Here is a 15,660-nt window from a genome sequence, read left to right as displayed (position 1 = left end):
AGGAATAGACCCATGATTACACATCTGCAGGGACGACTCGTAGAAAAATACCCCACTCACGTGGTCATAGACTGCCATGGGGTAGGCTATTTCGTGAACATTTCCCTGAATACCTTTTCCCAGTTGCCTGAGGGGGAAGATATCCGGCTTCTTACCCATCTGCAGGTCAAGGAAGATTCCCATACGCTTTACGGATTTATGGACGGTAGCGAACGAGAGGTCTTCAGGATGCTCATATCGGTTTCGGGTATTGGGTCGAGCATTGCCAGGACCATGCTTTCCTCCATGGACCCGATACAGATCAGGAACGCCATCGCGGAAGGAAATGTGCCCGCGATACAGGCAATCAAGGGAATAGGGGCAAAGACTGCACAGCGGGTGATCCTGGACCTCAAGGACAAGATTTTAAAAATTTACGATCAGGACGAAGTTTACTCAAATTCAAACAATACAAAGAAAGATGAAGCGTTATCTGCTTTAGAGGTGCTTGGCTTCCAGAGAAAGCAGGCCGAAAAGGCGGTTGACAAGGTTTTGGGCCAGGACGCTTCACTAAGCGTAGAGAACATTATCAAACATGCGCTGAAAAATTTGTAATAAGTTTGAAAACAGGGGCAAACACTTTTCTTAAATTTTCATTTAAGCTATTTTTCCTATCCTTCATTTTCCTTTGGGCAAACGTTGCCCGGTCCCAGGAAACGGATGAGCCGGTTACCGATTCTGTACAGACGGGAGTGGCTTTGGGAAAGATCAAGATGCCCAACCCCAAAAGCATTGTTTCCAAGTACACCTACGACCCCCAGCTAGACCGATATATCTACACCGAGACCATTGGGGATTACGATATCAGCTACCCGGTTATCCTGACTCCTGCACAGTATCTCGAACTGGTTCGCAGGGAGAATATGAAGGGCTACTTTAAGGACAAGATCGATGCCTTCTCCGGAAAGAAGGAGGGCAGCGAAGAAGCCAGGCGAAACCTCCTCCCAAATTTTTATGTGAACAGCAATTTCTTCGAATCCGTTTTTGGGGGGAATACGATCGAGGTGATCCCTCAGGGTTCTGTGGCCATGGACCTGGGTGTTATCTGGCAAAAGAATGACAATCCGGCCCTTTCCCCCAGGAACCGGACGAACCTCTCCTTCGATTTTGACCAGCGAATCAGCCTCAGTATGCTGGGGAAGGTAGGGGAGCGCCTCCAGGTGACGGCGAATTACGACACAGAAGCCACTTTTGATTTCCAGAATCTGGTCAAGCTCGATTATACCCCGACCGAGGACGACATCATCCGAAAGATTGAGGTGGGAAACGTCAACATGCCCCTGAACAGTTCCCTCATCACCGGTGCACAAAGCCTTTTTGGGGTAAAGACTCAGCTGCAATTCGGGAAGACGACGGTAACGGCCGTTTTTTCCGAACAACGTTCTCAGAACAACACCGTGGTGGCCCAGGGTGGAGGCACAGTGAACGAGTTTGAACTCACAGCCCTTGATTACGACGAGGACCGCCATTTCTTCCTCGCCCAGTATTTCCGGGACCAGTATGATCAGGCCCTTGCAAATTATCCCTTTATCCGCAGCCAGGTACAGATCACCCGTCTCGAGGTATGGGTCACCAACCGTAGCCAGCAAACGCTGAACGTGCGGAATGTGGTAGCCCTGCAGGACCTTGGAGAAGCCCTGGAGGAAAAGACGAGGATCGGCAGGGCAAACGGTGCTCCCGCAGGTTTTTTCAATTTTTCGGCTACCAACCCGGAATTGCCCAGGAACGGGGCGAACGACTTTGACCCGGCCCTGATCGGCAATGGAGGAGTGCTCACTTCGGATATTCGCGACATAGCCACCGTAGATAGTGGATTTAATATCAATACCGGATACCAGATAAACCAGGGGTTCGACTATGCCATCCTGGAAAATGCCCGCAAACTGGAGGCCACCCGGGATTACCAGTTCAATTCCCAACTGGGGTATATCTCCCTGAACCAGAGACTCAGCAATGACGAGGTACTGGCAGTGGCTTTCCAGTACACCTACAACGGAGAGGTCTACCAGGTGGGAGAATTTGCCAATGGAGGGCTGGACGCAACTACCGTAGCGGGTGGCGTAACCCCCCAGATCACCAACAACACCCTGGTCCTGAAATTGCTCAAGAGCAATATCACCAATGTGAACGATCCCATTTGGGACCTGATGATGAAGAATATCTACGCCACCGGAGCCTTCCAGTTGAGCGAGGAGGATTTTAAGTTGAATATCCTGTATTCAGACCCTACGCCCAGGAACTATATTACTCCTGTGGATCCCAATGCAGGCTGGCCCAATGTGCCCAAGCCTCTTGAGGACCGGATCTTGCTAGACGTCTTTAACCTGGACCGGCTGAATATCTACCGGGACGTGCAGCCCGGGGGGGACGGGTTCTTTGATTTTGTGCCCGGGATCACCGTGAACACACAGGGAGGGCAGATCATTTTCACCAAGGTGGAACCCTTCGGGGAATACCTCTTTAACCTCCTGGGAGGGGGAGCTTACGATGTGGATAATGACCAGGGATACAACGTGAACCAGCAGAAATACGTCTTCCGGAACATGTACGCCAATACGAAGGCCGCTTCCCTTCAGGATGCCGAAAAGAACCGGTTCAGGTTGAAGGGCCGCTACAAATCACAAGGCAGCAATGGCATCCCGATAGGGGCGTTTAACGTTCCCAGGGGCTCTGTCAGGGTCACTGCGGGCGGAAGGCAGCTCCAGGAAGGTATTGATTACACGGTCAACTATCAGGCTGGGACCGTACAGATCCTGGATCCCAGCCTCCAGGCTTCGAATACGCCCATCAATATCTCGGTGGAGAACAACGCGGTGTTCGGGCAGCAGACACGGCGCTTTACAGGGGTGAACATAGAGCACCAGTTCAACGAGAAATTCGTCCTTGGGGGAACCCTCCTCAACCTGAACGAACGTCCCCTCACCCAGAAGTCGAACTTTGGGATAGAGCCTGTGAACAACACCATCTTTGGTCTGAATGGGAATTTTTCCACGGAGGTTCCTTTTCTGACCCGCCTTGCCAATAAACTCCCGAATATCGATACAGACGTGCCTTCCAATATCTCCCTGAGGAGTGAAGTGGCCTATCTTATCCCAAATTCCCCGAAAAATGCCGATTTCAGGGGGGAGACCACGACTTACCTGGACGATTTTGAGGGGGCGCAGGCCCTTATCGACATAAGGTCCTCCCTGGGCTGGTCCCTGGCCAGTACGCCCCTTGAATTCCTGGACGAAGGGGAGACCGCCCTGCAAACGGGCTATGAGAGGGCCAAGATGGCATGGTATACCATAGACCCCATTTTCTTTACGAATCAAAGGCCTCCCGGTATCTCCGATGACGACATCTCCACCAATGAGACCCGGAGGGTGTTTATCGATGAGGTTTTTCCGCAGATCGATATCGCACAGGGACAAACGACCGTGCAGAATACCCTCGATATTGCCTACTATCCCAACCAGAAAGGTCCCTACAATGCCAATCCCAGCTTCGGATCCGAACCGCCCAATGAAAAATGGGCAGGGATCATGCGTTCTCTGAGCAGTACTAACTTCGAACAGTCGAATGTGGAATTCGTGCAGTTCTGGGTCATGGACCCCTATGTGGACGGGATTGCAACAGGCCCGGGGGAATTGGTCATCAACCTGGGGAATATTTCCGAGGACATCCTGGCCGATGGACGGAAGCAATATGAGAACGGGCTGCCCGGGGTCAACAGCAACGACCTGACCACCAGCACCATCTGGGGCCGGGTCCCCGCCACCCAGTCACTGGTCTACGCCTTTGATGCCAATGAGACCAACAGGGGGCTGCAAGACCTCGGTTTTGACGGTCTGGATGACAATCAGGAGGCTTCTCAGGGGTACAATGGCCCCGCGGATGACCCAGCACTCGACAACTACCAGTACTACCTCAACAGGGAAGGCGGTATCCTGGAGAGGTACTTCGATTTCAACAACCCTGATGGAAATTCACCCGTTGCAGTGACCAATACCAACAGAGGGTCTACCACCCTGCCGGACGTGGAGGATATAGACCGGGACCTGACGATGAATACCATCAACAGCTATTACGAATACCGTATACAGATCAGGCCTAATACAACGGTCAACGATCCCTATGTGACGGATATCAAGGAGGGGATTACTCCCAACCTTCCCAATGGGACACAGCTGAATCGCAGGTGGATACAATACAAGATCCCATTGAGTGATTTCACCGATGCGGTAGGGGGGATCTCCGACTTCAGGTCTATCAGTTTCATGCGGATGTACCTGACCGGCTTTACAGATGATATCGTCCTGCGCTTTGCAACCCTCGACCTGGTTCGTGGCGATTGGAGGAACTACACCAAGAGCCTCCAGTCCAATAACGATGACCCAGCAGACGACGGCACCATCGTGGACGTGAATACGGTCAATATCGAGGAGAACAATTCGCGAATTCCTATCCCGTATGTGCTGCCTCCGGGGGTGTTCAGGGAACAGCTCAACAACAACAATACGATCATCCGTCAGAACGAACAATCTCTTTCCTTTGTTATTGAAAATCTGGAACCCCAGGATTCGAGGGGAGTATTCAAGAACGTGAACATGGATGTGCGGCAGTATGAACGCCTGAAAATGTTCATGCACGCTGAGAAGATCCTGAATTCGGACTATTTGGACGACGATGTGCCCCTGGTGGGATTCCTGAGGATAGGAACTGATTTTTCCGAGAACTTCTACCAGATCGAGGTGCCTCTGCAGTTCACTTCTTTCGGCGCCACTTCCCCTGAGGACATCTGGCCTGCTATCAATGAGCTCGATATAGCCCTGGACGACCTTAAGAAGGTCAAGTCTCAGGGAATCTCGGATCAATCCCTGGGGGACGTCAATTATTATGAGATCGTGGACGGCACCGCGGTACCGGTAGCCGAATTTGCGCCCCGAACCCCCGGACAGATCCGTATCGGGATTCGGGGGAACCCTTCCCTGGGAAGTATCCGAAGCATGATGGTAGGGGTGAAGAACATAGACAATACACCCGCCAGGGGTGAGGTGTGGTTCAATGAATTGAGGTTGGCCGGGCTCGACAACCAGGGCGGCTGGGCTGCCATAGCGGCCTTTGATGGTAATATTGCCGATTTCGCCAACGTGTCTGCCACAGGGAGCAAAAGCACCTCAGGCTTCGGAGCCATTGACCAGATGCCCAACGAAAGGGCCCGGGAAGATGCGATCTCCTACGACGTGGTGACCAACGTGGAACTGGGCCAGTTGCTGCCAAAAAAATGGAATCTCCAGATCCCGTTCAACTACGGGATCTCAGAGCAGCTTATCACCCCTGAGTTCGACCCGGTCTACGACGACCTCAAACTGGAGGATCGCATAGCCGCAGCAAATACGGCCCAGGAGGCTGAGGAGATCCGGGAACAGGCCGAGGACTATACGAAGCGCTCAAGCATCAACTTTATCGGGGTTCGCAAGAACCGGGGGGAAGAGGCTCAGGCCAATTTTTACGATGTGGAGAATTTTACCTTTAACTATTCCTACAATGAGACAGAGCACCGCGACTTTGAGGTCGCCAATTTGAGGGACCAGAACGTGCGCGCCGGATTTGTCTACAACCACAATTTCAGGCCCGCCAGCGTAGCTCCTTTCGCTAAGAAGGACTCCCTGTTTACGGGAAAATACTGGAAATGGCTCAAGGACCTCAACATCAATCTCCTGCCCACGAGTGTCTCCCTCCAAAGCGACATCAACCGCCAGTTTAACCAGCAGCGCTTCCGGGATGTGCTGGAGCCAGGCGTGGAACGTCTCGAACTACCGGTCCTGCAACAGAGGAACTACCTGTTCAATTGGCAGTATGCGCTCAATTACAGCATTACCAAGTCCCTGCGTCTGAACCTTACGTCATCCAACAACAACATCGTGAGGAACTATTTTGAAGAGGAAGGGAACCCCAATTCCCTGATCGACCAGGAACTCAACATTTGGGACGGATTCTTCGATATAGGGGAACCCAACCGCCATGCCCAGCAGATGCAGCTGAATTACGAATTACCGCTTAACAAGATCCCTGTACTCGACTTCATCAATGCGCAGTATACCTACACCAGTAATTTCGACTGGCAGAGAGGGGGGGATGCGATCCGTGAGGTGACCGGGGAGGATATCAACACCATTCAGAATGCCAATACGCATAACCTGACAGCCACCCTGAACATGCAGCGGTTCTACGACCAGATCGGACTTAAGAAGGAGACCGGCAAGGGAACAGTAACCCCGGTTAGGAGGGACAAGGCAGGAAACCTCCCTACAGATGCCCAGGCACCCCCGCCTCCCAAGAAAACGACGGGCCTTTGGAATACAGCCGTGGATGTACTTACCATGGTAAAAAGACTGAACGTCAATTATAACGAAAACAACGGGCAGGTCCTGCCCGGCTATACCCAATCCATCGGTTTTATCGGGACCACCAGGCCCAGTCTCGGTTTCGTCTTCGGCAGCCAGGCCGATGTGCGTTTCGAAGCGGCCCGTAACGGCTGGCTCACGGTCTTTCCCGAGTTCAACCAGCAATTCATCAAAAGGACCAACAAACAATTGAATATTACCGCTACCGCTCAACCTGTTCAGGACCTTACCATAGACCTGGTAGCAGACAGGCAGTTCTCCAGCAGCCTGCAGGAGAATTTTAAGGTGGAAGACGGGGAATATATCGTGCAGACCCCCAATACTTTCGGGAATTTTAGTATCTCCACCGTCATGCTGGGTACTTTCTTCGCCAGGAGCGACGAATTCACCTCAGATAACTTCGAGACCTTTAAGGAGAACAGGATCGTGATCGCCAACCGTATCCTGTCTGACCGGGGGGGTGCAGACGAAGGCGTAGATGCAGACGGGTTCCCCATCCGGTACGGCAAGACGAGTCAGGATGTCCTGCTTCCGGCATTTTTTGCGGCCTATACAGGGCAGGATGTGAACCGGGTAAACCTGGATGCCTTCAGGGATATCCCCATACCTAACTGGAACATCAAGTACACCGGCCTGATGCGGAACAAATGGTTCAAGAGCAAATTCAAGCGTTTTTCTCTCAGCCATGGCTACAGGGCGGCCTATAGCATCAATAATTTCCAGACCAATCTAGAAAGACAGAACGGGACCATCGACCCGGAAAACCAGGATCTGCTTTCGGAAAACATCATCAATAACGTGGTCCTGACGGACCAGTTCAACCCCCTGATGCGGGTCGACTTCGAAATGAAGAATTCACTCAGCGTGGTTGCAGAGGTCAGGGCAGACAGGGCTCTGTCCCTCAGTTTCGACAATAACCTGCTCACGGAGATCAACGGGAAGGAATACACGGTAGGACTTGGCTATCGCTTCAAGGACGTGACCTTCGTCACCAATATCGGGGGCGAAAAACAAAGGCTAAAAGGGGATCTCAACCTCAAGGCAGATGTAAGCCTTAGGGACAATATCACCATTATACGGAACCTCGACCTGGACAACAACCAGATCACATCGGGACAAAACCTGCTGTCCGTAAAATTCACTGCGGATTACGCCCTTACCAAGAGCCTGAACGCCCTCTTCTTCTACGACCATTCCTTTTCACAGTTCGCGGTTTCCACAGCCTTTCCCCAGACCACGATCAACACGGGCTTTACCCTTCGGTACAACTTCGGGAATTAAGGGAAATAGTTTTTTGAAATCCAAGGCAGAATCCGTTACATTTGCCTGCATAACTAATTTTCAGAAGATGAACATACCATCCGATTTGAAGTATACCAAGGATCACGAATGGGTCCGGATCGAAGGGGATACCGCAACGGTAGGCATTACGGATTTCGCTCAGGGAGAACTTGGAGATATCGTGTACGTAGAGGTGGAGACCCTCGATGAGAGCCTGGACAGGGAAGAAGTATTCGGGACCGTGGAAGCAGTAAAGACGGTGTCCGATCTTTTCCTGCCCCTGAGCGGGGAGATCATCGCCTTTAATGAAGCCCTGGAGGACGAACCCGAAAAGGTAAACTCAGACCCCTATGGAGAAGGATGGATGATCAAGATACGTTTCAGTGATGAAGCTGAGATCGATGACCTTCTCAGCGATACCGCCTACAAGGAACTCATTGGTGCATAGGGGCAAACTCCCGGGAATCGCCTTTGTATCCTGGATGGTTTTCATCACCGTCATGAGCCTGGTCTCTTTTGATGACGACACCTCCCTGGGATTGAATATCCCCTATTTTGACAAGATCGTACATCTTGCCTTTTACCTGATTGCAGGGATACTGGCTAGTCTGTATTTGCAGTCAGATAAGACGGGTGAAGGAGGCAGAAAAGCAAGGAGGATCAAATTCCTCCTGGGGCTTATAGGGTATGGTATAATTATTGAGGTACTTCAAGGGAGTCTTACTACCTACAGGAGCGCGGAAATCCTGGATGTCCTGGCCAATTCAGCCGGGGCCCTGCTGGGAATCGGGTCTATGTGGGTGTTAAATACGAAAAGAGCCGGTACGAATTAAAAATTTATTACGGTTTTTATAAATTAATAGTTAAATTAGCGAACCTGTAAATCCAAAAGTATGGAACTGAAAAAGAATCCAAAAGCCGATTTAAGAAAGAACAGCGGACTCTATTTTGTCCTGGGGCTGGCCGTGGTGATGGGTCTGGTCTTCATCGCCTTTGAGTGGAAGACCTACGATAAGGCTGCGGACTATGATATCTCTCTGAACGTAGAGGATATGCTGGATGAGGAAGTGCCGATGACGGAACAGATCAAGACACCACCCCCTCCTCCGCCACCAGCGGCGCCTGAGGTGATCGAGGTTGTGGAAGATGAGGAAGAGGTGGAAGAGACCATCATTGAGTCTACTGAGACCAGTCAGGAAGAAGAGGTTATCGAGGTGGATGATGTAGCTGTCGAAGAGGATGATATAGACGTGGATGTTCCTTTCGCTGTTATTGAGGACGTACCCGTTTTCCCCGGATGTGAAGGGGCGAGCGATAAAAGGGCCTGTTTCAATGAAATGATGCAAAAGCACATTATCAAGAATTTCCGATATCCCGAGATCGCCCAGGAAATGGGGGTTCAGGGAAGGGTGAACGTGATGTTTACCATCCAGAAAGACGGAACCATCGGAAACATCCGCTACAGGGGTCCGGATAAAAACCTTGAGGCTGAAGCCCTTAGGATCATCGAAAAACTCCCACGGATGACACCCGGGAAACAAAGGGGAAGGCCTGTACGTGTGCCTTTCAGCATCCCGATCGTGTTTAAACTCCAATAGAGAAATAAAGTGTATTCAAATATGAAAACCCTGGCCAATCGGCCGGGGTTTTTTGGTATGTTTCTTGTGTTTGCTTTTAAAGTAATCTAAAACCATTAACGATGAAAAAAGCAGCACCAAACAACCCGGTTTCGGGTCCGCGACCCGAAGCGAAAAATGAAAAGCGATCTTCCTGGATAAGGAAACGGGAGGTAAACAGGAGAGGGAAAGGAACCCTCTACTTTCAATTGGGGCTCATCCTGGCGATGGTCTTTGCCTACTTTGGGCTCGAGGCTTCTTTCAGGACCGAAGTCTATCAAGACTCAATAATAAGCTGTCCGATTGGTGAGGTACTGTTAGTGGAGCAGGAACAGGTCCTGCTTGGGGAAACACCTATTGCCCGTGAGAATAAGGCTGTGAAAAACCCTGCCGAAATTATCATCGATGATTCTGATCCGATGGACATGGAGGCGGTTATAGAGGTAGAATCCCCTCAGTTTCCTCCTTTGCCCCTCGATTCAATAGCTTACAGTGATCCGTCAAAAGAGGAACCTCCGGTTATCCTGATCGACCTGGTGGATGAAGTACCGATTTTTCCTGGATGCGAGAAGGTCGACAAGGAAGAGCGCCTGGCATGCTTTAATGAAAAGATGCAGGATCACATAAAAAGGAATTTTTCCTATCCACAAGCGGCAATCGATCTCGGAGTTAAAGGAAGGGTGAATCTCAGTTTTACGATCGATGAAAAGGGCAGGGTAAGTGCCCTGAAATTCAGGGGTCCTTCACCACTCCTGGAAAAAGAAGCGGAGAGGATCATTCTGAAACTTCCGGTCATGGTGCCGGGAAAACAGAATGGAATTCCGGTAAGGGTTCCATACAGTTTGCCCATAAACTTTTTACTGAATTAGGACATCATTTACGGGTTTCACCCCAAGGTAAATGCTGTCGATAATCCCGGCTAGTTTTTACTCAGACTCTTGTAGATGGTCTCACGGATCCTTTCCGGAGAGATGAACCCTGACCCATAAGTTGCGTCATAGGGGGCGCCTATTTCGGGGTCAGACATCACCTCCTCCAGGCTGGCTCCGGATTCTATGGCGTCCAGGACCCTGGCCTTGAGGTGTTCCAGCATGGATATATATTCCGTCAGTTCCTGTTTATTCGAAGGCCTGCCATGACCCGGGATAATCCGCGTTTGATCATCGATGAGCATCAGGGCGCGTTTTTGGGTCTCAATCAACCCATCTACACTGCCCCCGCTGCCCAGATCGATATAAGGGTATCTCCCTGCGAAGTAAGTATCGCCCATGTGCAGCACATTGTTCCAGGAAAAATAAACAAGGGCATCGCCATCTGTATGGGCCTCGTGAACGTGGAAGCCCAGGATGGTCTCATCCTTGTCAAAAAAAGTGATCTGATCCGAAAAGGTGAGTTCCGGAAGCATCCTCTGGTAATATTCCGCATCGATCTTGCCCTCTTCCAGGCTAGCCTTTTCCCTTTCCATCACCCGGTTCCTCACATTGTCATGGGCCACCACGGTAGTGCCCACCTCGTTAAAGCTGGCATTCCCGCCCGTATGGTCCCCGTGCATATGGGTGTTAAAGAGGAAGGCGAGGGGCTTGTCCGAGATCCGGGCAATGGCGGCTTTGATCTTCTCACTGAGTCGGCTGAATTGGTCGTCTATCATAAAAACGTATTCAGCCCCTTCGTAAATACCGATATTTCCCCCCTGGCCGGTAAGCATGTAGACCTGAGGGGACAGGGTGTCTATGGTGATGGTCACCTCCTGATCCTGGGCCGGGGAAGTGAATGGCAGCAGACCGAGCATGGTTAAGGCGATGAAGGATGAAAAATGTTTCATGGGATTTGAGATAGAAAGGATTCCTAAAGATAGTATAAAGCCGGGCAATTCGTTGCAAAAATATACTGCGGGCCGTATCTTTGCAGCCTTATAAAAATGTGGATGAAGTCGGCGGTAGGCACGGTAACCTCATATTCCTGGACATTGATTTTTTCTGATTTTAAGGAGATCACCAAAGCAAGGCTGGCCTTGAGTGTGGTCTTTTCCTCTATTGCCGGATATTTTCTGGGGGCTTATGAGATCGAATGGTCTTCCGTGGCACTGCTCGCAATTGGAGGGTATTGTATGGTGGGTGCCTCCAATGCTTACAACCAGGTCATTGAGAAGGACCTGGATGCCCTTATGTCGAGAACGCGAAACCGTCCTGTCCCATCCGGACGCATGACCCCTCGTACGGCCCTGACCATTGCTGTGGCTATGACGGTTCTCGGGGTGATCATCCTCTACTTCCTGAATCCAAAGACGGCCATGTTCGGGGCGATCTCCATTTTTCTTTATACCAGTGTGTATACACCTCTGAAGACCGTTACTCCCCTGGCAGTGTTTGTAGGAGCAATCCCCGGGGCCATTCCCTTTATGCTGGGGTGGGTGGCGGCCACGAACGATTTTGGAATTGAACCCGGCACCCTTTTTATGATACAGTTCTTCTGGCAATTTCCCCATTTCTGGGCCCTCGCCTGGATGCTCGACGACGATTATAAGAAGGCGGGTTTCCGTTTGTTGCCCACAGGGAAAAAGGACAAAGGGACCGTAGTGCAGGTGATTATGTACACGGTCTGGATGATCATCATTTCCGTGATCCCCTACTTTGGGATCACGGGCAGGTTACAGCTTTCCCTCACAGGCGCAATCATCATCTTGCTGATGGGTCTCGCCATGCTGGGGTTTGCTTTCCGCCTTTTCGAGAAAAGGGACCACACGTCTGCCAGAAAACTGATGCTGGCAAGCGTCTCCTATATAAGTCTTATGCAGCTGGTTTACGTGGCTGATAAATGGATATCGCAACTATGGATCTGACACAGGGAACACAAAAGGAGAAGAACGAAAGAGCCAAGAAGATGATGCTCTGGTTTGGTATCATCAGCCTGCTGATGGGCTTTGCTGGATGGACCAGTGCCTTTATCGTGAGCAGCTCCCGGGAAGACTGGTTAACGGACTTCCGTTTGCCTACGGCCTTCACTTACAGTACGGCCGTGATCATTCTCAGCAGCCTCACCTACATTCTGGCCCGCAGGTCAGTGAAAAACGACGCCCAGAAAGCAGCTACGGGATGGTTGCTGGGTACGCTGGGTCTTGGGATCCTGTTCATCGCACTCCAATTCACCGGTTTTAACGAGATCATCGCACAGGGCTATTATTTTACGGGTCCGACCAGCAATATCACCATGTCGTACATATTCCTGATCGCTGCCGTGCATATCCTGCACGTGGTGGCCGGAATCATTTCCCTCCTGGTGGTAACCTACAACCAGATGCGGGGTAAGTACGGGGCCGGTGAAATGCTGGGAATAGATCTGGGAGCCACGTTCTGGCACTTTTTGGATCTTTTGTGGGTCTATCTGGTGCTCTTCTTTTATTTCTTTTAGGCAGGCGAAAAAAAACTCTCCCATTGGGCTGGGATTCGCTTTTCTTTAGTGTAAAAAAATGTATTTTTGCTAAACTTATCTTAATAAGACCGATTATATATGGATACGACGATCTCTACGGGAGCAGAAGAAGAAAGTGTATGGGGTGGGGGTAACCGTCCTCTTGGGGCGAGTTACGGAAAACTTATGATGTGGTTCTTCATCGTTTCCGATGCTTTGACATTTTCCGGATTCCTGGCTTCTTACGGATTCTCCAGATTCAAGTTCATCGAGACCTGGCCGATTGCAGATGAGGTCTTCACCCACGTACCCTTTGTACACGGAAACTTCCCCATGTACTACGTGGCCTTTATGACCTTTATCCTGATCATGTCTTCCGTGACCATGGTACTGGCCGTGGACGCCGGCCACAGGATGATGAAGAACAGGGTGATCCTCTATATGTTCCTAACCATTATCGGGGGGGCGATCTTCGTCGGATCCCAGGCCTGGGAATGGGCTACCTTTATCAAAGGAGACTACGGTGCCCTTGAAACAAAAGGGGGGCGTATCCTGCAGTTTGTTAAGGCCGATACGGGCGATCGCGCTGCCCTGGCCGACTTTGCCGAAGTGATCCCTACGGAAAGAGAAACCCTTGGAAGGAGCGACGGGTTTTGGTTTTCCAGCGAGTCCTCCCTTCCTACGTATTCCCTGGAGGAAGTAAAACAAGGTTTCCTGGCTAACCCTAATATCCTGATCCGCACTGAAACGCTGAATGAAGAAGGGGAAAAGACCCTGCTGACCCGGGAGGAATCCCTCGCAAAGATCAAGGATGCCACTCTTGTGGTGGAAGGGGCCAACCTGATCCGCAATGAATATGGAAGCCGACTTTTCGCAGACTTTTTCTTCTTTATAACAGGATTCCACGGATTCCACGTGTTTTCAGGGGTTGTGATCAACGTGATCATTTTCTTTAATATCATCCTGGGCACTTACGAGCGAAGGGGCCACTATGAGATGGTGGAAAAGGTAGGATTGTACTGGCACTTTGTAGACCTTGTCTGGGTATTCGTATTTACCTTCTTCTACCTTGTCTAATTATTTGAAATATCAGAATAAAACGCATTACGCATGGCACACGAACACAAATTAGCGATCTTCAGAGGTGCACTGAAATTTAAGTCGAACACCCAAAAGATCTGGGGTGTCCTCATCTTTCTCTCCGTGGTAACCACGGTAGAGGTGGCCCTGGGGATCACGAAGCCACATGTACTGGTGGTCAATACTTTTATAGGGATGAAGCTGCTCAACTGGATATTTATCATCCTTACCTTGGTCAAGGCGTACTATATCGCATGGGACTTTATGCACCTTCGGGACGAAAAGAGTTCCCTCAGAAGAGCGATCGTATGGACACCCATCTTCCTGGTCAGTTACCTGATCTTCATCCTTCTCTTTGAGGCGGATTATATCTACAACGTCTTTAAGGACGGGTATCTGCAATGGAATTTCTAACATTGAATTAACAACATAAAAAGACGGTATCACAGCCGTCTTTTTTATTTTTGTAAGGCGATAAAAATGGCGATGAAAAAGACCTTTGTCCTCGTAGTTTTGTTCATACTCCCGTTGGTTGCTTATCTTTTTTTTGCATCCGGGGTGAACAATTTTGGCCGGCTTCCCACCCTGACAGAAGGAGTTTCTGACCTGCAGGCCCTGGATACGGATGTGCGGTTGCAGGACAAGATTACCATCCTGGGATTCCTCGGGAGAGATGCAGCCATAAGAAAGGGAAACGCCTTCAACCTCAATCAGAAGATCTACAAGAGGTTCTACGAATTCAGGGATTTTCAGGTGGTCATGGTCATGCCAAAAGGCACTGAAAACATTGCCCGCGAGATCCAAGATGAGCTCAGCGAACTGACTGACACTTCCAACTGGCAATTTGTGTTTGGCGAGGATAGTGTGATCGAAGTCCTTTTCGCCTCCCTCAGGTCCGACCTGGAGCTCGACCAGGGCCTGGGTACCCCTTACGTGTTTATCATAGACAAGGAAAGAAACCTCAGGGGGCGGAAGGAAGATGAGGACGAGGGGACCAAATACGGATTTAATACCAATTCCGTGGCCGAGCTGAACAACAAGATGGAGGACGACGTGAAGATCATCCTGGCAGAATATCGCCTCGCCCTGAAAAAGAACAACGCCCAAAGGCAGAACTGATGAAGAACAAGTACTCCTACGTGTGGGTTTCCCTGGTGGTCCTGGTCTTTGGTATTATTTTTATCCCCAGGATCATAGAGCGCATTAAGTCGGGCAGCGTAGTGGAGAACACCCGGATGAACATCGCGGAAGGAGGGGAGAGGCCCCTTGAATACATCACCCTGAACAACAAAAAACGCAGGGTCCCCGAATTCAGTTTTCTCAATCAGGACAGCCTGCTGATCACGAATGAGGATTACAGGGGTAAGGTCTATGTAGTGGAATTTTTCTTTACAACCTGCCCAACCATCTGCCCTGTTATGAACCAGAACCTGGTGGAAATCCAGAACGAATTCAGGGAGTTCGACAATTTTGGAATTGCCTCTTTCACCATCAATCCGGAGTACGACACGCCTATGGTCCTTAAGGAATACGCAGAGAAGTACGGGATTACAGATATGGACTGGAACCTGCTCACGGGCAGGCAGGAAGAGGTGATGAAACTCGCCAATGAAGGCTTCAACATCTTTGCGTCCATTTCCCCGGATGTCCCAGGTGGGTTTGAGCACTCAGGGCTCTTTGCCCTGGTCGACAAGAACGGGTACCTCCGATCCAGGAAGGATGCCTATGGCAACCCCATCGTATATTATCGAGGGACGATCAAGGAAGACCAGGGAGAGAACTTCGAGGGAGAACAGGAACAGATCAGTATCTTGAAAGAAGACATTAAAAAATTATTGCAGGAATAA

13 protein-coding genes are annotated in these 15,660 nt (G+C 50.4%); 12 read left to right on the top strand and 1 reads right to left on the bottom strand.

Annotated features, from left to right (window positions below; genetic code table 11):
• The first annotated feature begins 12 nt into the window (after nucleotides 1-12).
• The 6 genes from ruvA to GWK09_RS03135 all read left to right on the top strand — a co-directional run bounded on the left by ruvA (nucleotide 13) and on the right by GWK09_RS03135 (nucleotide 10,194).
• Nucleotides 13-594 (top strand): Holliday junction branch migration protein RuvA, encoded by a 582-nt coding sequence (gene ruvA / locus GWK09_RS03160; RefSeq protein ID WP_163691558.1) that lies wholly within the window; start codon nucleotides 13-15, stop codon nucleotides 592-594.
• Between the two features lie 5 nt (nucleotides 595-599).
• Nucleotides 600-7,709 (top strand): T9SS outer membrane translocon Sov/SprA, encoded by a 7,110-nt coding sequence (gene sov, locus GWK09_RS03155; RefSeq protein WP_163691557.1) that lies wholly within the window; start codon nucleotides 600-602, stop codon nucleotides 7,707-7,709.
• 67 nt (nucleotides 7,710-7,776) lie between these two features.
• Nucleotides 7,777-8,157, top strand: a complete 381-nt coding sequence (gene gcvH, locus GWK09_RS03150) for a glycine cleavage system protein GcvH (protein ID WP_163691556.1) — start codon at nucleotides 7,777-7,779, stop codon at nucleotides 8,155-8,157.
• Nucleotides 8,150-8,542: a VanZ family protein gene (locus GWK09_RS03145; protein ID WP_163691555.1), complete on the top strand. Its 393-nt coding sequence runs from the start codon at nucleotides 8,150-8,152 to the stop codon at nucleotides 8,540-8,542. The genes gcvH and GWK09_RS03145 overlap by 8 nt, the downstream gene beginning before the upstream one ends.
• 60 nt (nucleotides 8,543-8,602) lie before the next feature.
• Nucleotides 8,603-9,307, top strand: coding sequence for an energy transducer TonB (locus GWK09_RS03140; RefSeq protein WP_163691554.1), 705 nt, complete (start codon nucleotides 8,603-8,605; stop codon nucleotides 9,305-9,307).
• 101 nt (nucleotides 9,308-9,408) lie between these two features.
• Nucleotides 9,409-10,194 carry an energy transducer TonB gene (locus GWK09_RS03135; protein ID WP_163691553.1) on the top strand — a complete coding sequence of 262 codons (786 nt, stop codon included), beginning with the start codon at nucleotides 9,409-9,411 and terminating at the stop codon, nucleotides 10,192-10,194.
• Between the two features lie 50 nt (nucleotides 10,195-10,244).
• Here the strand turns inward: GWK09_RS03135 and GWK09_RS03130 are convergent, their stop codons facing one another.
• Nucleotides 10,245-11,147: an MBL fold metallo-hydrolase gene (locus GWK09_RS03130; RefSeq protein ID WP_163691552.1), complete on the bottom strand. Its 903-nt coding sequence runs from the start codon at nucleotides 11,145-11,147 to the stop codon at nucleotides 10,245-10,247.
• Nucleotides 11,148-11,249: 102 nt separating this feature from the next.
• Here GWK09_RS03130 and cyoE point away from each other — a divergent pair, with 102 nt between their 5' ends.
• The 6 genes from cyoE (at nucleotide 11,250) to GWK09_RS03100 (ending at nucleotide 15,660) form a co-directional block, all read left to right on the top strand.
• The gene (gene cyoE, locus GWK09_RS03125; protein WP_163691551.1) at nucleotides 11,250-12,164 is read left to right on the top strand and encodes a heme o synthase; all 915 of its coding nucleotides are present in this window, start codon (nucleotides 11,250-11,252) and stop codon (nucleotides 12,162-12,164) included.
• Nucleotides 12,155-12,733, top strand: a complete 579-nt coding sequence (locus tag GWK09_RS03120) for a cytochrome c oxidase subunit 3 (RefSeq protein ID WP_163691550.1) — start codon at nucleotides 12,155-12,157, stop codon at nucleotides 12,731-12,733. Before cyoE ends, GWK09_RS03120 begins: the two co-directional genes overlap by 10 nt.
• 99 nt (nucleotides 12,734-12,832) lie before the next feature.
• Nucleotides 12,833-13,810, top strand: a complete 978-nt coding sequence (locus GWK09_RS03115; protein WP_163691549.1) for a cytochrome c oxidase subunit 3 — start codon at nucleotides 12,833-12,835, stop codon at nucleotides 13,808-13,810.
• 33 nt (nucleotides 13,811-13,843) lie between these two features.
• Entirely contained in the window at nucleotides 13,844-14,227 is a 384-nt protein-coding gene (locus GWK09_RS03110; protein ID WP_163691548.1) for a cytochrome C oxidase subunit IV family protein, read from the top strand.
• A 72-nt stretch (nucleotides 14,228-14,299) separates the two neighbouring features.
• Complete coding sequence (locus GWK09_RS03105; protein WP_163691547.1) at nucleotides 14,300-14,932, top strand: hypothetical protein; 633 nt, start codon at nucleotides 14,300-14,302, stop codon at nucleotides 14,930-14,932.
• Nucleotides 14,932-15,660 (top strand): SCO family protein, encoded by a 729-nt coding sequence (locus tag GWK09_RS03100; protein ID WP_163691546.1) that lies wholly within the window; start codon nucleotides 14,932-14,934, stop codon nucleotides 15,658-15,660. The genes GWK09_RS03105 and GWK09_RS03100 overlap by 1 nt, the downstream gene beginning before the upstream one ends.

The sequence above is a fragment of the Muriicola jejuensis genome, from assembly GCF_010671595.1.
Classification (GTDB): Bacteria; Bacteroidota; Bacteroidia; order Flavobacteriales; family Flavobacteriaceae; genus Muriicola; species Muriicola jejuensis.
Note: the sequence above shows the minus strand (reverse complement) of the source record. Positions and strands in the feature narration are given on the sequence as shown.